The organism is Nocardia sp. 852002-51101_SCH5132738, from assembly GCF_001665695.1.
Classification (GTDB): Bacteria; Actinomycetota; Actinomycetes; order Mycobacteriales; family Mycobacteriaceae; genus Nocardia; species Nocardia nova.
The window spans coordinates 1-18,880 of the sequence record NZ_LZML01000047.1 but is presented as its reverse complement, the minus strand read 5'-3'; the positions used below and the strand labels follow the sequence as shown (position 1 = coordinate 18,880).

The 18,880-nt window shown below is 67.0% G+C and carries 18 protein-coding genes; 16 read left to right on the top strand and 2 right to left on the bottom strand.

Features of this window, described 5'->3' with window-relative positions:
• Nucleotides 1-14 precede the first annotated feature (14 nt).
• From A5789_RS07200 to A5789_RS07185, 4 genes are all read left to right on the top strand, one after another.
• A complete protein-coding gene (locus A5789_RS07200) occupies nucleotides 15-1,460 on the top strand; it encodes an aldehyde dehydrogenase (protein ID WP_064902814.1) in 1,446 nt (481 codons plus the stop codon).
• 32 nt (nucleotides 1,461-1,492) lie between these two features.
• On the top strand, nucleotides 1,493-3,901 hold the full coding sequence (locus A5789_RS07195) for a CaiB/BaiF CoA-transferase family protein (protein ID WP_064902813.1): 2,409 nt from the start codon (nucleotides 1,493-1,495) through the stop codon (nucleotides 3,899-3,901).
• A 181-nt stretch (nucleotides 3,902-4,082) separates the two neighbouring features.
• Complete coding sequence (locus A5789_RS07190; protein ID WP_064902812.1) at nucleotides 4,083-4,907, top strand: mycofactocin-coupled SDR family oxidoreductase; 825 nt, start codon at nucleotides 4,083-4,085, stop codon at nucleotides 4,905-4,907.
• 15 nt (nucleotides 4,908-4,922) lie between these two features.
• Nucleotides 4,923-6,419, top strand: coding sequence for an aldehyde dehydrogenase (locus A5789_RS07185; RefSeq protein WP_064902811.1), 1,497 nt, complete (start codon nucleotides 4,923-4,925; stop codon nucleotides 6,417-6,419).
• 67 nt (nucleotides 6,420-6,486) lie between these two features.
• On the opposite strand, the gene A5789_RS07180 is transcribed toward A5789_RS07185, so the two are convergent.
• Together A5789_RS07180 and A5789_RS07175 are read right to left on the bottom strand one after the other, a co-directional pair.
• On the bottom strand, nucleotides 6,487-7,128 hold the full coding sequence (locus A5789_RS07180) for a TetR family transcriptional regulator (RefSeq protein ID WP_064902810.1): 642 nt from the start codon (nucleotides 7,126-7,128) through the stop codon (nucleotides 6,487-6,489).
• 148 nt (nucleotides 7,129-7,276) lie between these two features.
• Entirely contained in the window at nucleotides 7,277-8,062 is a 786-nt protein-coding gene (locus A5789_RS07175) for an SDR family NAD(P)-dependent oxidoreductase (protein WP_064902809.1), read from the bottom strand.
• Between the two features lie 154 nt (nucleotides 8,063-8,216).
• On the opposite strand from A5789_RS07175, the gene A5789_RS07170 reads away from it, so the two are divergent.
• The 12 genes from A5789_RS07170 to A5789_RS07115 all read left to right on the top strand — a co-directional run bounded on the left by A5789_RS07170 (nucleotide 8,217) and on the right by A5789_RS07115 (nucleotide 18,712).
• Nucleotides 8,217-9,170 carry a PDR/VanB family oxidoreductase gene (locus A5789_RS07170; RefSeq protein ID WP_064902808.1) on the top strand — a complete coding sequence of 318 codons (954 nt, stop codon included), beginning with the start codon at nucleotides 8,217-8,219 and terminating at the stop codon, nucleotides 9,168-9,170.
• A gap of 37 nt (nucleotides 9,171-9,207) precedes the next feature.
• On the top strand, nucleotides 9,208-9,999 hold the full coding sequence (locus A5789_RS07165) for an enoyl-CoA hydratase-related protein (RefSeq protein ID WP_064902807.1): 792 nt from the start codon (nucleotides 9,208-9,210) through the stop codon (nucleotides 9,997-9,999).
• A gap of 265 nt (nucleotides 10,000-10,264) precedes the next feature.
• Nucleotides 10,265-11,782 (top strand): class I adenylate-forming enzyme family protein, encoded by a 1,518-nt coding sequence (locus tag A5789_RS07160; RefSeq protein WP_064902806.1) that lies wholly within the window; start codon nucleotides 10,265-10,267, stop codon nucleotides 11,780-11,782.
• The gene (locus tag A5789_RS07155) at nucleotides 11,779-12,633 is read left to right on the top strand and encodes an enoyl-CoA hydratase-related protein (protein WP_064902805.1); all 855 of its coding nucleotides are present in this window, start codon (nucleotides 11,779-11,781) and stop codon (nucleotides 12,631-12,633) included. The genes A5789_RS07160 and A5789_RS07155 overlap by 4 nt, the downstream gene beginning before the upstream one ends.
• Nucleotides 12,634-12,750: 117 nt before the next feature.
• On the top strand, nucleotides 12,751-13,236 hold the full coding sequence (locus tag A5789_RS07150) for a nitroreductase/quinone reductase family protein (RefSeq protein WP_064902804.1): 486 nt from the start codon (nucleotides 12,751-12,753) through the stop codon (nucleotides 13,234-13,236).
• Between the two features lie 204 nt (nucleotides 13,237-13,440).
• On the top strand, nucleotides 13,441-14,460 hold the full coding sequence (locus tag A5789_RS07145) for a YncE family protein (RefSeq protein WP_064902803.1): 1,020 nt from the start codon (nucleotides 13,441-13,443) through the stop codon (nucleotides 14,458-14,460).
• Nucleotides 14,461-14,475: 15 nt separating this feature from the next.
• Entirely contained in the window at nucleotides 14,476-15,138 is a 663-nt protein-coding gene (locus A5789_RS07140; protein ID WP_063910741.1) for an ATP-binding cassette domain-containing protein, read from the top strand.
• Nucleotides 15,135-15,914: an iron export ABC transporter permease subunit FetB gene (fetB, locus tag A5789_RS07135; RefSeq protein ID WP_063013460.1), complete on the top strand. Its 780-nt coding sequence runs from the start codon at nucleotides 15,135-15,137 to the stop codon at nucleotides 15,912-15,914. The genes A5789_RS07140 and fetB overlap by 4 nt, the downstream gene beginning before the upstream one ends.
• A gap of 279 nt (nucleotides 15,915-16,193) precedes the next feature.
• On the top strand, nucleotides 16,194-16,934 hold the full coding sequence (locus A5789_RS07130) for a PspA/IM30 family protein (RefSeq protein ID WP_063013462.1): 741 nt from the start codon (nucleotides 16,194-16,196) through the stop codon (nucleotides 16,932-16,934).
• Complete coding sequence (locus A5789_RS07125) at nucleotides 16,931-17,209, top strand: hypothetical protein (RefSeq protein ID WP_063013464.1); 279 nt, start codon at nucleotides 16,931-16,933, stop codon at nucleotides 17,207-17,209. Before A5789_RS07130 ends, A5789_RS07125 begins: the two co-directional genes overlap by 4 nt.
• Before the next feature lie 5 nt (nucleotides 17,210-17,214).
• Nucleotides 17,215-18,129, top strand: coding sequence for a zinc metalloprotease HtpX (gene htpX, locus A5789_RS07120; protein WP_064902802.1), 915 nt, complete (start codon nucleotides 17,215-17,217; stop codon nucleotides 18,127-18,129).
• A 7-nt stretch (nucleotides 18,130-18,136) separates the two neighbouring features.
• On the top strand, nucleotides 18,137-18,712 hold the full coding sequence (locus tag A5789_RS07115; RefSeq protein ID WP_063013468.1) for a hypothetical protein: 576 nt from the start codon (nucleotides 18,137-18,139) through the stop codon (nucleotides 18,710-18,712).
• Nucleotides 18,713-18,880 lie beyond the last annotated feature (168 nt).

Genomic DNA, 18,880 nt, shown 5'->3' with positions numbered 1-18,880 from the left:
ATCGAGGACCGACCATGGACATCAATCATGACAGAACCACACTGTTCATCGACGGGCAGTGGACCGCGCCCAGCAGCGGCGCGGCGGTCGACGTCGTCGAGGCCGCCACCGAAAAGGTCATCGGTACGGCGGCGTTGGCCGAACGTTCCGATATCGACGCCGCGGTGGCCGCGGCCCGCAGGGCACTGGCCCCGTGGCGCGCTCTGGGAGCTGCTGCGCGTGCGGACCGTCTCGACCGGTTCGCTGCCGCGTTGAAGGCTCGGGCGAAACAGACAGCAGCCCTCGCCAGCCGCGAGAACGGCATGCCGATCACCACCTCGATCAGTGTCAACGGATACGCCCCGGCGCTGATGGTCGAGTACTACGCCCGACTCGTCGGCGACGCCGGACGAGAGGATGTGCGCCCCAGCGCTTTCGGCGGGCGCACGGTGGTAAGGCGCGAACCCGTCGGTGTGGTCGCGGCCGTGACACCGTGGAACTATCCCCAATCCCTGGCCGCGATGAAGGTGGCGCCGGCCCTCGCCGCGGGATGCACCGTCGTTCTCAAACCGGCGCCCGAAACCGCTTTGGACGCATACGCTTTCGCCGAAGCAGCCGAAGAAGCCGGTCTGCCGGCAGGCGTACTGAACGTCGTGCCCGCAGACCGCGACGCGGGGGCCTATCTGGTCGAGCACCCGGGCGTGGACAAGGTGGCCTTCACGGGATCGACTCCCGCCGGGCGCGCGATCGGTGCCGTGTGCGGACGGCTGCTGCGCCCGGTGACACTCGAGCTCGGTGGTAAGTCGGCGTCCATCGTCACCGACGACGCCGACCTCGAGCTGTTCGCATCGAAGCTGGCCGAGGTGTCGTTGGTGAACAACGGCCAGACCTGTCATGCCGGAACCCGAATCCTGGCCCCACGCTCGCGATACGCCGAGGTGGTCGAGGTGGTCACCGAGACGGTTGGGGCGCTGCGGATCGGTGATCCCCTGGACAAGGCCACCCGGATCGGGCCCCTGGTCAGCGCAGCGCAACGCGAGCGCGTCCTCGGCTACATCGAATCCGGGCGTGCTCAGGGTTACCGGATCACCACCGGCGGCGGCCGCCCCGGTGATCAACCCGTCGGATGGTATGTCGAGCCGACGGTGTTCGAAGGCGTCGACAACTCCGCGCGGATCGCCCAGGAGGAGATCTTCGGTCCGGTGCTGACCATCACGCCGTACGACACCGACGACGATGCTGTCGCCTTGGCCAACGATTCGGATTACGGACTCGGCGGCACGGTGTGGACCAGCGACGAGGACCGCGGCCTCGCGATCGCCGATCGGATCGAAACCGGCACCTTCGGCGTCAACCACTACCTGCTGGATTTGGACGCGCCGTTCGGCGGGGTGAAGTCGTCCGGTCTGGGGCGTGAGCTCGGCCCGGAGGGAATCGCCCCATACTACCGCACCAAATCGGTGTATTTCGGCACGCCCTGACTCGCCGCAACACCGATCGAACGGAGCCAACGATGACACTTCCGCTGAACGGAATCCGCGTCCTGGACCTCACCGACGGTCTGGGTGAATCCTGCGGCCGCTATCTCGCCGACCTCGGGGCCGAAGTGATCCGAGTCGAACCACCGGGCGGCGCGCGCTCGCGCTCGGCGGCGCCGACGGTCGGCGGCACGAGTATCGCCTTCGCGCTGCGCAACGCCAACAAGCTCGCGATCACCGCGGATCTGACCACCAGCGCCGGCGCCGAGCGATTCCGCGCATTGGCACACACCGCCGACATCATCGTCGAGTCCTTCCCACCCGGATGGCTCGCCGAGCGCGGGGTGGGAGCCGACGACATGCGCGCTGCCGCACCAGGATTGGTATGGACGTCGATCACCGGATTCGGGCAGACCGGGCCCTACCGCGATTGGGTCGCGACCGAGGCGGTGCTGTACGCACTGTCGGGTGTCCTCTCGCGGTCGGGCGCGCCGGGCGCCGAGCCGTTGCTCCCGCCCGCAGGTCTTGTCGAAGAGACGGTGGGAGCTCACGCGGTGTGGGCAACCTTGCTCGCCTATTCGCGTCGCGTCGACACCGGGCACGGCGAGACGGTGGACGTGTCCGCGTTCGAAGCGATGGTGCACGGTTTCGATCCGGGCTTCGGCACGCAAGGTTCGGCGGCCGCCGGCCGATCCGAGGATTTCCCCCGCGGCCGGCCCGATGCCGCCAACTTCTATCCGGTCTTCGCGTGCAAGGACGGCCACGTCCGTATCTGTCTGCTGGCCAAGCGGCAGTGGCGATCGATGTTCGAATGGCTGGGCGAACCGGCGCAATTCGCCGGACCCGAATTCGACACGATCCCCGCTCGATTCGCCGCGGCCGACCGGCTGCACCCGCTGATCGGGGAACTCTTCGCGACCCGCACCCAAGCCGAACTCGTCGAGGAAGGCGCCCGTCGCGGCGTCCCCGTGGGCGGAGTGCACACCCTCACCGAGGTTCTGAATACCCCGCACTTCGACGCGTCCGGTGCGCTCGTGGATGCGGACATCATCCCCGGCGTGCGTGCCAAGGTGCCCTCCGGCTACACGAAGATCGGCGGTGTCCGAGCCGGGATCTCCACGCCCGCACCGCGACTCGGCGAACACGACCGGACCGTCGAGCAGCGGCCGGCGCCACCGCGGGGTGGTAACGGCGATCCGTCGGCCGCCCCACTGGCCGGTCTCAGGGTGCTCGACCTCGGGGTGATCGTATTCGGCGCCGAATTGAGCAGACAGTTCGCCGACTACGGCGCCGACGTGATCAAGGTCGAGAACGCCAACTTCCCCGACGGCCTGCGGCAGTCGAAACGCGGTGCGGCGCTGGCGGCCTCGGTCGCATGGGGGCACCGCAACAAACGCAGTATCGGAGTGGACCTCAGGCACCCCGAGGGGGTGAAGATCTTCCGCCGCCTCGTCGCCGACGCCGATGTGGTGCTGGCCAACTTCAAGCCGGGCACCCTCGCGGCGATGGGACTGTCCTACGACAGTCTGGCCGAGGTCAATCCGCGCATCGTGGTGTCGGAATCCAGTGCGTTCGGCGCATCGGGGCCGTGGCGGACCCGACTGGGTTACGGGCCGCTGGTGCGTGCCTCGTGCGGGGTGTCCGCCCTGTGGCGTTACCCCGACAACGAGGAACTACTGTGCGACGGCCAGACCGTCTACCCCGATCACATCGCCGCGCATATCACCGCGAGCGCTGTGCTGGCGGCGCTGATCGCCCGCCGTCGGACCGGACTGGGAACGACTATCGAAGTGGCGCAGTCTGATACCGCGCTGATGCAGCTCGGCGTCCAGCTCGTGGCCGAAAGCTTGTCTCCGGGATCGGTGGTCGCTCCGGGCAATGCGGATCCGCACTGTGCTCCCGCCGGTGTCTACTCCTGTGCCGGCGACGATGAATGGTGTGTCGTGACCATCCGTGACGACGCGCAGTGGCGGGCACTGTGTGATGTCCTGGGGCGGCGCGACCTGGCCACTGACGAACGATTCGCCACGACCGCGGACCGTATCCGGCACCGCGACGAAGTGGATTCTCTGCTCGCCGAATGGCTGCGCGGGCGGACACCTCGGCAAGCTGCCGCCGAGCTGCAGGGTGCGGGAGTCCCCGCCGGGCCGATGCTGCGGCTGCCGCAACTGCTCACCGACCCTCAACTGTCTGCGCGCCGCTCCTACGCCCACGTCGAGCACCAGTTGCTCTCCGCGACACTGCCGGCCACCGCGCGCGCCGCATCTTTCGCCGACATCGCCGATCCGCCCCTGCGGCCCGCGCCGTTGGCCGGACAGCAGACTCGGGAGATCTGCGCAGACGTGCTGGGGATGGCTGGGGCGGAGATCGACGGACTCGTTCGCGCCGGAGTGTTGCAGGAGCCCGCGGACGCGCGTCCCGCGACCCCGGCGGAAAATCGATAAATCTACAAGAAATAGGTTTATTTGGCCCCGCTCGCGGCATGGAAGCGCTACCGTCGTCTCACGAACTTCGTAGCCGCTCGCCGTATTCAACGGGCACGGTGATGGACAAGTCCCGCCTCCCGGTTGTTTTCATGCGTCGAGTTCGGCGTGTCTCCGGAAAAGCTGTGACAAAAGGAATTTCATGAAACGTCTCGAAGGTAAGGTCGCGTTCATCACCGGTGTGGCGCGCGGGCAGGGCCGGTCCCATGCTGTGCGGCTGGCGCAGGAAGGCGCGGCCATCGTCGGCATGGATATCTGTGCGCAGATACCGTCGGTGTTCTATCCGATGGCGACCGAGGAGGACCTCGCCGAAACCACCCGTCTGGTGAAGGAATCCGGTGGGCGCATCGTCACCACCGTCGGCGACGTGCGCAGTCGCGACGACGTCCAGCGAGCCTATGACGCGGGCATCGAACAATTCGGGTTCGTCGATGTCGTCGTCGCCAACGCCGGCATCATGCCGGTGATCGAGCAGGGCAGCGAGCCGCAGGCCTGGCACGATGCCGTCGACACGATGCTCACCGGCGTCTGGCACGCCCTCGAGGTGACAGTCCCCCCGATGGTCGAGCGCGGAAACGGCGGATCGATCACCATCACCAGTTCGGCGGCCGGCCTGACCAGCATGGGGCTCAACACCTTTCCCGGGCAGGCCGGGTACTCCGCCGCCAAGCACGGCGTCGTGGGCCTCATGCGGCTGTATTCGAAACAGCTGGCCAAACATTCCATCCGAGTCAACACCATTCACCCGACGGGTGTGAACACGCCGATGGTGGCGAACGCCGAATACGGCGCCTTCGTGAACTCCCACCCCGAGGTTGCCGACGACGAGGCATACAAGAACCCGATGCCGGTCGAACTGATCGAGGCGATCGACATCAGCAACGCCTTGGCGTTCCTGGCCTCCGACGAGGCCCGATACATCACCGGAGTGACGCTGCCCGTCGACGCCGGCTACAACAACCGCTGAAAGGGCCGGATAGCAATGACCACTACGTCCGATACCGCTGTCACCGCGCGAACGGTCGCCGACCGCGAGCAGATCTTCATCGGCGGCCACTGGGTCGATTCGGCGGGCGATGAATGGATCGACCTGATCGATCCCTGGAGCGAACAGCGTGCAGCTCGAATTCGCAGCGCCACCGGCGAGGATGTCGCTCGTGCCGTCCAATCCGCCCGGCGCAGCTTCGATTCCGGCGTTTGGTCGGGCAAGTCCATGGCCGAACGCGCGGACGTGATCGATGAAATCGCCACCAGGCTGGAGCGGCGGATCGACGAACTCACCACCCTCGGTGTGCTCGAGGTCGGCGTGCCGGTGACGGTCAGCGCGATGACGCAGCAGATGAGCGCGGGGTTGTTCCGCGCGGTCGCTGCCGAGGCCCGACAGTTCGAACAGCGTGAGGATCGCGTGCGCGCCGACGGCGGAGTGTCGCGCATCCTGCGCGAGCCCACCGGTGTCGTCGCCGCGATCATTCCGTGGAACGGCCCCATCGGCACCATCGCGTTCAAGGTCGCTCCGGCGTTGGCAGCCGGTTGTTCGGTGATTCTCAAGGCCGCACCGGACGCGCCGCTGTCGCCGGCCGTCTTCGCCGATGTGATCGCCGAACTCGTCGACGAAGGGCGGATCCCCGAGGGTGTCGTCAGCGTGCTCGTCGCCGACCGGGAGGTGTCCGAAAGCCTGGTGACCAACACCGGCGTCGACCACATCACCTTTACCGGTTCCACCACCGCCGGTCGCCGCATCGCCGCCCTCGCCGGCGACCGGATCGCCCGCGTGTCACTGGAGTTGGGCGGAAAATCCGCCGCCATTATTCTCGACGACGCCGATCTCGGGCATGTGCTGCAGTCACTGCCCATGGGCGGGTGCATGCAATCGGGACAGGCGTGTATCGCTCTGACCCGGGTGCTCGTCTCGCGTGCCCGCCACGACGAGGTGGTCGCGGCGCTGTCGGCCGCGTATTCCGCGCTGCCGATGGGCAATCCGTGGGAGCCGACGACGATTCTGGGACCGCTCGCGGGGGAGCGCCACCGTGATCGCGTCCGGAGCTACATCGCGGGCGCCGTGGCGGACGGCGCCCAGGTCATCGCCGGCGGGCATGCTCCGGAGGGAGTCGAGCAGGGCTACTTCGTCGCCCCGACCCTCCTCGACGGGGTGCGCAACGACATGCGCGTCGCCCAGGAAGAGGTTTTCGGACCGGTGATCTCCGTGATCACCTACGAGGACGAGGACGATGCCGTCGCGATCGCGAACGACTCGATCTACGGCCTTTCCGGTGCGGTATACACCGAGGACTTGGAGCGCGGTTACGCTGTGGCCCAGCGGATCCGGACCGGCACGGTCAGCGTGAACGGATCGGTCATCGACTTCACCCTGCCGTTCGGTGGATACAAGCAGTCCGGCCTGGGCCGCGAGGGCGGGATCGAGGGGCTGGAAGAATTCTTCGAGACCAAGACGGTGCACATGCCTGCTCCGGCACAGTAATCGCCCGGCGGAGACGTCAGGCCGGTACGCGGATCGACCCGCGTACCGGCCTCGTCCTTGCCCGGTTCTAGGCGGTCAGGGTCGCTTGCGAATCCTGGTGTCGCATCACCCCGTACAGGAAACTGCGAACCATCTCCTCGAAGAGTCCTTTGGAGGTCAGCGTGTTCTCCGACAGCGCCCGGGTCAGGATGGGCTGCGATTCCGGGTCGACGTTCGGGAAGATCGTCGTGCGGGTGCTGGGACCTCGAACCGCGTCGGTGAGCGCGGCGCCCAGAGTCAGCCGCTCCATCCCGTCGAGGATCTGCACATGCAGATGGGTGGGCACACCCGAATCCTCCAGGAATCGCGCCGTCTCCTCGTAGGTGCCGATCAGCAGGTCGCGGGGAAGGTACTGCAGCAGAACCGGCGCCGCGTTGGGGTGACGCAGGATCGACCGGCGGAAGTTCAAGGCCAGTTGCACGAAGAACTCGGGCCAGTCCGGTCCCGGCTTACGGCGCGGAATGGTGCCCGCACCCGCGATATGCCGGGCCACCGCGGCCAGGATCGCCGATCGGTCGGCGAAATGGTGGTAGAGCGACGGCGCGCTCACGCCGATGTACTTGGCGAGTTTGGGCAGGCTGAAGGCTTCGAGACCCTCCGAGTCGATGATCTCGATGGACGCCGCGATGACGGCGGAGCGATGGATCAGAGGTTGCGACGGACGGGGCATCTCCGGCTTTCCACTCGGCTCGTACCAGGTCAATTACCTAGCACCTTTAAGATTGATGGTAACGGTTCGCAGATCGGGACCGGTGGTTTGCCACCACGTCGTCGAGAAAGTCGAGCAGGCGCGCGGCACAGGGCTCGATGCCTCCGTGTCAGTGGCCGGATGTGCCGCCGTCGACGGCGAGGGTCGATCCGGTCACATACCCCGACGCCGGGCCGGCCAGAAACACCACTGCCGCATCGACTTCGCGCTGGGTGGCCGTCCGGCCGAGCGAACAGCCGCGAAGAAATTCCGTCAGTGTCTCCTCGGCCATCGCGCCGATCATGTCGGTCTCCACGAACCCGGGCGCTACCGCGTTGACTCGGATACCTTTTCGGCCGGACCACTGGTGGGACAGGTCGCGGGTCAACCCGATCAGTCCGGCCTTGCTCGAGGCGTAGGCCGCTTGGGGCAGGGCGGACTTGACCAGACCGAGCATGCTCGCCACGTTGACGATGCTCGATCCGGGACGCATCACCCGGGCGCAAGCCTGTGCCATCCAGTACGCACCGAACAGATTGACCTCCAGAACATTTCGATAGCCCTGCGGGTCTTCGCGAGTGGCCGGCGCGGCATGGGTGACGCCGGCGTTGTTGACCAGGATGTCCAGGCGGCCGAACTCGTCGATCGTCGCCCGGGCCAATGCCTCGCACTGCTCGGGGTCGGTGACGTCGGTCGGTACGACCAGACACCGCCTTCCCAGCGCCGTGATCGTTTCCGCGACTCGGTCGAGCGTGTCGCGGCGCCGGGCCGCGACGACCACGTCCGCCCCGGCTTCGGCCAGCGCTCGCGCGAAGCCGGCACCGAGACCGGCTCCCGCGCCGGTCACCACGGCGACGCGTCCGGTCAGTGCGAACAGGTCCAGGACCGACTCGACGCTGCGGCCGGTGATGTCCATGCGTTGACTCCTGTCACGACGTCTCGATGACTAACGGCTATAGATTTATACGCGTTACGCGTGGTTCGCAAGTGCGATCTAGCTGGGTATTGCATTGAATTAATCTAATACCTTAAGATTTAGCCATTGTGGTTCCGATGGACGGATTGGGTTGATGAGCGAAGAGCGGACACCCCGGCGAATGCGGGTGATCGGCAAGGAGTCCGTCGCCGCCGGCGTGGTCGCGGTAACGCTGGCGGACCCGGACGGTGAAGCGCTGCCGGTCTGGGAGCCCGGCGCCCATATCGACCTCGTTCTCGGCGACATGACCCGGCAGTACTCCTTGTGTGGCGATCCGTCCGATCGGCGGTCGTTGACGGTGGCCGTACTTCGCGAACCGGACGGTCGCGGCGGGTCGGCCTTCGTGCACGACAAACTCCACACCGGCGATCTGATCTCGATCGCGGGTCCCCGCAATGCTTTTCGGTTGACCGACGCCGAATCCTATCTCTTCGTCGCGGGCGGGATCGGCATCACGCCCCTGCTGCCGATGCTGCGCCGGGTCGACGCGGCCCAACGGCCTTGGCGGCTCCTGTACGGCGGACGCACGCGTGCGAGTATGGCCTTCGCGGACGAGCTGGCGTCGACGCATCCTGATCGGGTCGCGCTCTGCCCGCAGGACGAGTGTGGACTGCTCGACCTCGGAGCGGCTCTGGACGGCCTCGCGACCGCGACCGAGGTGTACTGTTGCGGGCCGGAACCGCTGCTCCAGGCAATCGAAAGTGCCTGTGAGACAAGAGATCATGTGAATCTGCACGTCGAGCGATTCGCACCCGGACCGATCGGATCCGACACGCCGGCACACTCGTTCGAGGTGGAATTGGCGCGCACCGGCGAGGTGATCGAAGTAGGCGCCGGCGAGTCGGTGCTGGATGCCATTGCGCGCCGCGGCGTGAACGTCGAGTTCTCCTGCCGGGAGGGCACCTGCGGAACGTGTGAAGTCGCCGTGCTCGAAGGTCGGCCCGATCACCGCGACTCCGTGCTCACCGCGGACGAACAGGCAGCCGGCGACGCGATGATGATCTGCGTCTCGCGCAGCCACACACCCCGGCTCGTGCTCGACCTCTGAACCATCCCCAAGCCCCCTCTGCCCGTCAGGAGATGTTGTGCCCCAACCGGAACCAGCCGCGCGGTATGAGGTGCGCGATCACGTAGCCGTGGTGACCTTGAACCGTCCGGACGCGCTCAATGCGGTCGACGCGGCGCTGTCCGCCGCTGCCGGCGCCGCGTTCGAGCGCGCCGCACAGGATCCGCAAGTCCGAGTCGTGATCGTCACCGGTGCCGGGCGCGCGTTCTGCGCCGGCGCCGATCTCAGGGAGATCGCCGCCGGGCGTAGCGTCTACGATCCCGATCATCGCGAATGGGATTTCGCGGGGATAGTCCGGCATTGGATCCCCAAACCCGTCATCGCCGCCGTGAACGGATTCGCACTCGGTGGCGGAACCGAGATCGTGCTCTCCGCCGACCTCGCCGTCATCGATGAACAGGCGTCACTGGGACTGCCCGAGGTTCGGCGCGGTCTGATCGCCGCGGCGGGTGGCGTGTTGCGCATCCACCGGCAGGTTCCGCCGAAGATCGCCGCGGAGATAGCGCTCACCGGCCGACCCGTGTCCGCGCATCGCGCCTACGAGTTCGGATTGGTCAACGCGGTGGCTCCGGCCGGTGGGGCGCTCGCCGCCGCGCTCGAATTGGCCACCGTCATCGCCGCCAACGCGCCGCTGGCCGTGCAGCAGAGCAAGCGGGTGATGCACGAGAGCGCCGCGGAACATGCCGGATGGGGCGACGGTGAGTGGAAGATCAGCCGGGACGCGACCCGCGTCGTGATGACCAGTGAGGACGCGAAGGAGGGCCCACGCGCCTTCGCGGCCAAGCGCGAGCCCCGGTGGCTCGGCCGGTGAGTATCGGAACGCTCGTCTCGGTGCACCCTCGAATCGATTGAACATGATACAAATATCGATTGACGTAATATGTAATGCTAAGTAGTGTGGGTCACATACCGAACCGTCCCCCGACCGCCTTTCCGGCGCATGTGACTTCGGTACGTGCACATTCCGAATCATCCAGAATTCCGATGCCGCATCGTCGGCCGAACGCCTCCCGGGCGCCGAGTTCGGCACAGAACTCCACGACGCCCCAAGCCATTTCACAACGAGAAGGAAAGCAATGGCTGCGACAATCGCCTCGGCCCTGTATTGGTGGGCCGAAACCACACCGGGCCGGCCCGCGCTCATCGTCGACGAGGAGTCCCTCACCTATCGAGAGCTGCAGGACTGGTCCAGCCGGGTGGCACGGCGGCTCGCCGAATCAGGCATCGCGCCGGGCGACCGGGTCGGCGTACTCGGACCGAATTCCCTCGTCTGGCCCGTCCTGGCTCTCGGTGTGCTCAAGGCGGGCGCGGTCCTCGTGCCGCTCAATCCCCGACTCACCGCGGCCGAGTTGCGCAAGGTTCTCGACGACTCCGGTGCCGTGCTGACGATCGCGCCGCCGGAGTTCTCCGAACGAATCGAGCAGACGCGGACACTGGGAACCGACTTCCGTCCCCTGTCCTTCGACGAATTCACCGGGCTACGGGCAGGCGAGCGCGATGACTTCCGCATCGACGTGGAGCCCGACGAACCCGTCGCTCTGCTGTTCACCAGCGGCTCGACCGGATTGTCCAAGGGCGTGATCTGCACGAACCGGACGTTGCTGAGCATCGTCTTCGAGGCGACTCTTACCGAGGAAGGGTTCCGCCCAGGGTGCACCTCGCTGTTGCTGCTTCCCCTGGTCTTCACGCCCGGTCTGGTCTGGGGTCTGCTGATGTCGGTCGTCCTCGGAAATACGCTTGTCGTGGAAAAGGAGTTCCGTCCGGGGCGCGCAGCCGCCTTGATCGGCCGGCATCGCGTCAACGCGTTGTTCGGGGTGCCGCTGGTATGGGAATCCATCGCCAAGAGTGAGGAATTCGCCGATACGGACATGTCCTCGCTACGCACCGCCATTGTCGGCGGAGCCGCTGTCGCGCCCGCACTGTTGAAGGCGTGGGCCGACAAGGGCGTCGCACTGCGCCAGATCTACGGCATGACCGAAGCGGGCGGTGTAGCCACCGCCACCACGCGCGACGAAGCCTTCAGCCACCCCGAAACCTGCGGGGCCGGATCGATATTCACCGAATTGAAGGTCGTCCGTCCGGACGGTACGGAGGCCGGCCCAGGCGAGGAGGGCGAGATCGTGGTGCGCGGTCCCGGCGTCACACCCGGATATTGGAACGACGAGGACACCACGGCCCAAGCCCTGCGGGGCGGCTGGCTGCACAGCGGTGACCTGGGGACCCGAGACGAAGACGGCAGAGTGAAATTCGTCGATCGCATGAAGGATCTGATCATCACCGGCGGCATCAACATCTCCCCGGTCGAGATCGAAAGGGTGATCGCGGATCTGGACGGAGTCGAGGAGGTGGCCGTCATCGCCGCAGCCGACGAGCGATTCGGCGAGACGCCCGCCGCGATCGTCACCGTCAACGGAGCTGTCGACGCGGCCGCGATCGTCGCGCATTGTGATCAGCTGGTCGCCGATTACAAGGTTCCCCGCTATGTCGTGATCCGTGACGAGCCCTTGCCGCGGTTACCGAGCGGCAAGTTGTCCAAGACGGCCATCCGCGACGAATACCGCGATGTGGCAACACGATTCGAGAAGGTGCGATGAGCAATGTAGCCGCTGACGCGCCGGTGCTGATCGAGCGGAACGGCGAAATCGCGGTCGTGCGGCTGCACCGCCCGGACCGGCTCAACGCCTTCACCGACGACTTGTGCGAGGCGATCATCGCGGCTTTCGACGAGACCGACTCCGACGACACCGTACGTGCTGTCGTCCTGACCGGCACAGGCCGCGCGTTCTGCGCCGGCGCCGACCTCGCCGCCGGCGGCGATACCTTCGTGCTCGGCGACGACCCGGACACCGGCGGCGCACCGGCGGACCAGGGCGGCCGAGTCGCGCTGCGGGTGTACCGGTCACACAAACCGGTGATCGCCGCGATCAACGGTCCGGCCGCCGGCGTCGGAGTCACGATGACACTTCCGGCGGACATCCGAATCGCCTCGGACACAGCGAAATTCGGGTTCGTCTTCACCCGCCGCGGTCTGGTGCCCGAGGCATGCTCCACCTGGTTCCTGCCACGGATCGTCGGTATCTCCACCGCATTGGAATGGACGCTGAACGGACGAATGGTTTCTGCCCGGGAGGCGCTCGACCGTGGATTGGTACGCGAGTTGGTCGCTGCCGATCAGGTGCTGGACCGCGCGGTCGAGCTGGCGCGGGACATGGTGTCGGGAACCGCCCCGGTGTCGGTGGCGTTGACGCGGCAACTGATGTGGCGGATGCTCGGAGCGGGCAGTCCGGAGATCGCCCACCGCGCCGAGTCCGTGGCGATTTACCTGCGCGGCGTGTCGGATGACGTCCGCGAGGGTGTGGATGCGTTTCTCTCCAAGCGGGATCCGCAATTCCCCGACGCGGTCTCGGCTGGGTTGCCCGATTTGTTCGGGGCGTCTGCTGGTTGATCCGGCTCGACGAGCGGGGCCACCAACTCACTGCCCGCGACTGTCGTGCATCGTCTGCACAGGTGAGGCGCTACCGTCTTGCGGTACCGCTGGGGCAGGCGAGGGAAGGTGGATCGGATGGGCGGGGTGCGGGATCTGCTGTATGCGGCGAAACGCCGGATGTATTGGGGTGACCGGCCGGGGAGATTGGCCCGGGTATTGAATCGGGCCTCGGAGTGGATGTATTCGGCGGGCGTGTTGTCCCCTGGCTACGCCATGACTTTGGAAGTGTCCGGTCGGCGTACCGGGCGCCCGGTGCGGCTTCCGATCGCGGTCGCGGAGTACGAGGGGCAGCGGTACCTGGTGTCGATGCTGGGCGCGGAGGCGGGGTGGGTGCGCAATGTTCGTGCGGCGCACGGTCGTGCGTTCCTGCTCCGGCGCGGTCGTGAGGAGGTGCGGCTCACCGAGGTGGAGGTGGGGGAGCGGGCGCCGATTCTGCGCCGTTACCTTGCTGTGGCGCCCGGTGCACGTCCGCACTTTCCGATCGATCGCACCGCCCCGCTCGGTGAGTTCGAGCAGATCGCGGACCGGTATCCGGTCTTCCGAATCGAACCCGCACGCTAGCTCCGGTTGGGTGCGAAGTTCTCCCGGCCCCTCGGCATCCGGCGCGACTTCCTCGCCGACCGCGACGCCGCTGTGGCCGATCTGTCCGTGAGCTTGCTGTCGGTTTTCGCTGCAGGTACATCGCGCACATGAATCGACGGGTTCGGCCTGGCGACCGTCTGGCGTAGTGTCGAAACCACGGTTACGCCGAGTGAGAGACGGTTGATGCGGCCGATTCGCATATGTGCGGTGCTGCTGGGCGCGGCCGTTCTGATGAGCGGCTGCTCGAGCTCGGGAACGCTGGGGCCTCCGCACCCCGGTGAGCTGCCGCTGCGCCGGGTCGCGCAGGTGTCGCTGACCGGCGGACCGGTGCGTTTCGACTACACCGCCCTCGATGCCGCGCGCGGGTTGCTCTTCGTGGCCCATATGGGCGCCGGGGAGGTGGTCGAGGTCGATGTGCGCGCCCATCGGGTTGTACGCACCCTTGCCGATATGCCCGACGTGCACGGGGTGCTCGTGGTCGGAGACACTCATCGCGTGTACGCCACCGCGACCGGCCGCAATCAACTCGTCGCGATCGACGAGGACACCGGTGCGGTGATGTTCACCGCACCGACCGGCGATTACCCCGATGGGCTGGCCTACGACCCGGTTCGCCGTGCGGTGTGGACGACCGACGAGCACGCCGGTACCGAGACCGTCGTCGACGCCGAAACCGGTGCGGTGCGCGCGACCGCCGCAGTGGATGGTGAGGCCGGCAACGTCGTCTACGACCCGGTCACCGACCGGATGGTGGTCGCCGTGCACGGCCGCAACGATCTGGCGCTGATCGATCCCGCGAAAGCCACTGTCACCCAACGCATTCCGATTCCCGGCTGTGATGCCCCGCACGGGCAAGCCCTCGACGCGACAGACCGGGTGATGTTCGTCGGCTGCGAAGCAGGGGCGGCCATGGTCACCGTGGACCTGGCCACCGGCACCGTCACCGGCCGCGACCCGGTGGGCGAGACCCCCGACGTACTGGTCTACGACCCGGGCACGCACCGGGTGTACGTCGCGGCCGAAAGCGGCTGGGTCAGCGTGTTCGACCGCCGCGCCGGCCGCACCGTCGCGGTCGGCGCCGCGCATGTGGCCGATGGCGCCCACTCGCTCGCGGTGGACCCCGCTACCCACCACTGCTACGTACCGATCCCGAAAGGCCCTGACGGCACTCCGGTGCTGTGGGAATTCGAGCCCATCAGCTGAACCTGTTTGGAACCCATGTCTGCCATCTCCCTCGACCGCGTCACCGCCGGCCACGACACCACCACGGTGCTCGTCGACGCCGACGCGGAATTCGCCCGTGGCGCCTGCTCGGCGGTCGTCGGGCCCAGCGGCGCCGGGAAGACGACACTGCTGCGGCTGCTCAACCGGCTCGCCGAACCCACCAGTGGCACCATCCGGCTCGACGGCACGCCGATCACCAGCCTCGACGTACTCGACCTCCGTCGTCGCGTCGGGCTCGTCGGACAACAGCCCGTCCTGCTCACCGATACCGTCTCCGAGGAGATCCGGTATGCCCGAGCGGATTTGGCTACGCAGCGTCTCGAGCAGTTGCTGGCCCTGCTGGGGTTGGGGCCGGAGTTCGCCACCCGTCGATGCGCACAGCTGTCCGGCGGTCAAGCCCAGCGAGTCTGCCTGGCCCGCGCACTCGCCGTCGAACCCGAAGTGCTGCTGCTGGACGAGCCGACCTCCGCTCTCGACAAGAACTCCGCCACCGCGGTCGCCGAACTCATCCGTACCCACACCCGCGACGGCGGCACCGTCGTGCTGGTCAGCCACGATACCGACTTCGTCGACGGCGTCGCCGACACGATCTGGTCGCTTCACCAGGGGCGGCTGACCCGTAGTTCCCGCCCCCTCGAACCACGGAACACGAAGTGACAGCGGGCCTTTCGGTGCCCGGTTGGGGCGGGGTGGCGACATCGCTGGCACTGGTGGCGGTAGCCGCCGCCATCGCCTACCGCCAGCAGTTGCACCTGACCCGCGAACTGCTCGTCGCCGCCGCTCGTGCCGGTATCCAGTTGGTCGCGGTCGGCGCGCTCTTGCTGATTCTGTTCCGGCACACCGGGTTGCCCGGCGCTCTCGGCTGGGTCCTGGTCATGATCGTCATCGCGGGGCAAGTCGCCGCACGGCGCGGCGCGGGTCTGCCGCACGCGGCTCGCGCGGCCACCATCGGCGTGGCCACCGGATCGGGAATCACTCTCGGCGCGCTGCTCGCACTCGGGATCATCTCCACCCAAGCCCGCGTCGTGGTCCCGGTCGGTGGCATGATCGTCTCCGCCGCCATGCAGGCCACCGGCATCGCCCTGCGCCGTCTGCGCGAAGACGCCCAGCATGCCCGCCCGGCCATCGAAGCCCGGCTGTGCCTGGGCCTTTCGGCCCGAGAGGCGTTCGCGCCACATCGTCGCTCGGCCCTGCGCACCGCGCTGATCCCCGCGATCGACTCCACCAAAGTCGTCGGCCTGATCAGCCTGCCCGGCGCCATGACCGGGCTCATCCTCGCCGGCGTCGACCCGCTCACCGCGATCCGCTACCAGATCGTCGTCATGTACATGCTGCTCGCCGCCACCGCGCTGGGCGCCCTCACCACTGCCCGCGTAGCCGAACAGGCCTTGTTCGACGACACCCAGCGGCTTGTACGGCTACCCGACCGCTGACCCCCTTCGGTGAACCGCGCCTCCCGCCCGACGATCCCCGGACTCCGCCTCTCTCTCCTGGTGGTGCGTACCGCACAGCTGTCAGGCGGTTGCTCGATCCCAACTACCGCAGCTGAGATCGCGGCAAGGCTTTTGCTCCGCAATGCGCAGTCAGTTTCCAGCCGAAGACCCGGGCCGTACGCATGGACGGTCGAAATTGGGCCGTAGGTCCCTGGCAGCGAGCGTAGTGGGCGACGACAGTGGAGACAGCGTCTCCTACATGTGAGGAAGTGACGAGAAGTGAGTATCGCTCGACGTATCGCTTTGCTGTTCCGGGTCAAGACGAACAAGCTGCTCGATCGCACCGAGGACCCTCGTGAGGTGCTCGACTACTCGTATCAGCGGCAGTTGGAGATGCTCGCGCAGGTGCGGCGCGGCCTGGCGGATGTCGCTACCAGCCGTAAACGCATCGAGCTGCAGCAAAACCAGCTCCAGCAGGCCGCCGACCGCCTGCAGAGCCAGGCCCGGCAGGCGGTCGGGCAAGGTCGCGACGACCTGGCTCGGGAGGCGCTGACTCGGCGCGCGGCAACCCTTGCCCAGATCGAGCAGCTACGGCCGCAGTATGACGACCTGGCCGCGCAGGAGGCGAAGCTCACCACCGCCTCGCAACGGTTACAGGCGAAGGTGGAGGCGTTCCGTACGCGCAAGGAGACGATCAAGGCCACCTATACCGCGGCCGAGGCGCAGACCAAGATCAGCGAGGCTGTCACCGGCATCTCGGAGGAGATGGGCGATGTCGGGCTGGCGATCCAGCGGGCCGAGGACAAGACAGCGCAGATGAGTTCGCGCTCGCAAGCGCTGGACGAGCTGATCGCCTCCGGTGCCTTGGAAGATGCCACCGCTCCGGTCGGCCGGCGTGACGATATTCAGGCCGCCCTCGACGCCGGTCGGGGCAGTGATGTCGATGCCGAACTGGCGCAACTGAAAAGCTCACTCACGCCGGCGATCGAGGCGAACGCGCAGGAAAGGCCGCAATCATGATCGTTCGTATTCTCGGCGAAGGCCAATACACCCTCGACGACGCCCGCCTCAGCGACCTCAATGAACTCGACGACGAGCTGCTGCAGGCCGCCGACGCGGGCGACGACACCGGGTTCTCGCTCGTCCTGGGCCGCATGCTGGCCACTGTCCGGGATCTTGCTACCCCGGTAGCCGACGATGCGCTGGTCGCCTCGGATCTGGTGCTTCCCAGTGCGGACATGCCGCTGTCCGAGGTTCACGCGATGCTGCGCGACGACGGACTGATTCCGGGATAACTGCCATGCGTACCCGTTTCCGGCCGGACCATCGGCTCACGGCCCGCATGGGATTGACCATGTTCTTGCTCGGCTTGATCTATGTCGCGTTCATCGCGGCGCTGGTGGTGCTGATCAAGTCGGTCGTGGTGGTCGTGGTGATCGTGGGCGGGCTGCTGTTCGCGCAGTTCTGGTTTTCCGACCGGATCGCTCTGTACGCGATGCGGGCGCGTGTCGTCACCGCGGAGGAGGCGCCGCAGCTGCACGGCATCATCGACCGGCTCTGCGCCACCGCGAACATGCCCAAACCGCAGGTCGCTATCGCGGACCTCGATATGCCCAACGCGTTCGCCACCGGTCGCAGCCCTCGCCGCGCTGTCATCGCCGTCACTACCGGCCTGCTGCAGCGGCTTGATGCCGATGAGCTCGATGGTGTGCTGTCGCATGAGCTTTCGCACATCGCGCACCGGGATGTGGTGGTGATGACCACCGCGTCGTTCATGGGCGTGCTTGCGGGTCTGATCGCACGATTCACTCTGTACTCGGCAATGTTCGGCGGAGGCGGCCGGGACCGCCGCGACGGCGACAACCTGTTCCTCGTCGTTCTAGCCGTGATGGCGGTCTCCGCGGCCGTCTACGCGATCAGCTTCCTGCTGATCCGAGCGCTGTCACGGTATCGCGAGCTGGCCGCCGACCGAGCCGGGGCGATCCTCACCGGCCGCCCGTCGGAGCTTGCCTCGGCGCTGACCAAGATCAGCGGGGACATCGGTCGCATTCCCAGTCGTGACCTGCGCACCGAGCAGCCGTTCAATGCGTTCTTCTTCGCCCCCGCGCTGGGCGCCGGCGCCACCTGGTCGACGCTACTGTCCACCCATCCGAGCCTCCAGCAGCGACTGGACCAGCTCGGCGCACTGGCTACCGAACTCGGGCAGGAGAGCTGAAATCGAGATGGGATTCCTCAACGCGCTGCTGGGCCGCACCAAGCCGGTGCAGCCGAATCTCGATGTACTGTTCGCTGTTCCACCCGCTGCCTACACTCTGCAGGCGGCGCTGGACGTCCACCCGACCGGGGCTGGGGCCGTGTGCTTCAAACAGGCCGAAGGCGCCGGCGCAAGACAGTCCGAGGCGGAGATCCTCGATCTGCTGCACCTCGAACCGACCATCGCAGTGGCAGTGACGATCGACGAATTCGGCTACACCTGGATCACCTGCAGGCAAGACACCGCAGACTTGTCCGCGTTGACGACCGCGCTGCACGCGATCAATTCCACTCTGTCCGACAACGGTTTCGGCCCGAACCTGCTGTGCACCGTCATCGGCTTCGCCACCGCTGACCTCCCGCCACACCGGCTCGGCTTGGTTTACCTTTTCAAACGGGGCACCGTCTACCCGTTCGCGCCCTCCGGCGAGCAACGCCGCGACAACGCCCTCGAACTCCGAGCTCGCGCAGCACTTTCCGGCGAACTCCCCATCGAAGCCGAACTCGAGCGCTGGTTCCCACTGTGGGATGCGCCTGTGCCGTGACGACCCCGCCGCGGTGGCGCGGCGCATTGGCCCCGCGCTGCCACTCCCGGCGCGCGTGGTCCTGTGGAACGACCCGCCCGGCATCCGCGCCGGGACTGTCGGTGTTCCGGTGGATCTGATCTCGGTCCGATGAGTCGAGCCTGATGGCTCGGCAGGAAGGACCGACGA

Excerpts from the sequence above, each read along its gene's own strand:
- A5789_RS07185 (WP_064902811.1), top strand. The coding sequence starts at position 4,923 with ATGACCACTACGTCCGATACCGCTGTCACCGCGCGAACGGTCGCCGAC.
- A5789_RS07175 (WP_064902809.1), bottom strand. The coding sequence starts at position 8,062 with ATGGACATCACCGGCCGCAGCGTCGAGTCGGTCCTGGACCTGTTCGCA.
- htpX (WP_064902802.1), top strand. The coding sequence starts at position 17,215 with ATGCGTACCCGTTTCCGGCCGGACCATCGGCTCACGGCCCGCATGGGA.
- A5789_RS07155 (WP_064902805.1), top strand. The coding sequence starts at position 11,779 with ATGAGCAATGTAGCCGCTGACGCGCCGGTGCTGATCGAGCGGAACGGC.
- A5789_RS07150 (WP_064902804.1), top strand. The coding sequence starts at position 12,751 with ATGGGCGGGGTGCGGGATCTGCTGTATGCGGCGAAACGCCGGATGTAT.
- A5789_RS07140 (WP_063910741.1), top strand. The coding sequence starts at position 14,476 with ATGTCTGCCATCTCCCTCGACCGCGTCACCGCCGGCCACGACACCACC.
- A5789_RS07125 (WP_063013464.1), top strand. The coding sequence starts at position 16,931 with ATGATCGTTCGTATTCTCGGCGAAGGCCAATACACCCTCGACGACGCC.
- A5789_RS07170 (WP_064902808.1), top strand. The coding sequence starts at position 8,217 with ATGAGCGAAGAGCGGACACCCCGGCGAATGCGGGTGATCGGCAAGGAG.
- A5789_RS07160 (WP_064902806.1), top strand. The coding sequence starts at position 10,265 with ATGGCTGCGACAATCGCCTCGGCCCTGTATTGGTGGGCCGAAACCACA.
- A5789_RS07145 (WP_064902803.1), top strand. The coding sequence starts at position 13,441 with ATGCGGCCGATTCGCATATGTGCGGTGCTGCTGGGCGCGGCCGTTCTG.
- A5789_RS07190 (WP_064902812.1), top strand. The coding sequence starts at position 4,083 with ATGAAACGTCTCGAAGGTAAGGTCGCGTTCATCACCGGTGTGGCGCGC.
- A5789_RS07115 (WP_063013468.1), top strand. The coding sequence starts at position 18,137 with ATGGGATTCCTCAACGCGCTGCTGGGCCGCACCAAGCCGGTGCAGCCG.
- A5789_RS07180 (WP_064902810.1), bottom strand. The coding sequence starts at position 7,128 with ATGCCCCGTCCGTCGCAACCTCTGATCCATCGCTCCGCCGTCATCGCG.
- A5789_RS07195 (WP_064902813.1), top strand. The coding sequence starts at position 1,493 with ATGACACTTCCGCTGAACGGAATCCGCGTCCTGGACCTCACCGACGGT.
- A5789_RS07200 (WP_064902814.1), top strand. The coding sequence starts at position 15 with ATGGACATCAATCATGACAGAACCACACTGTTCATCGACGGGCAGTGG.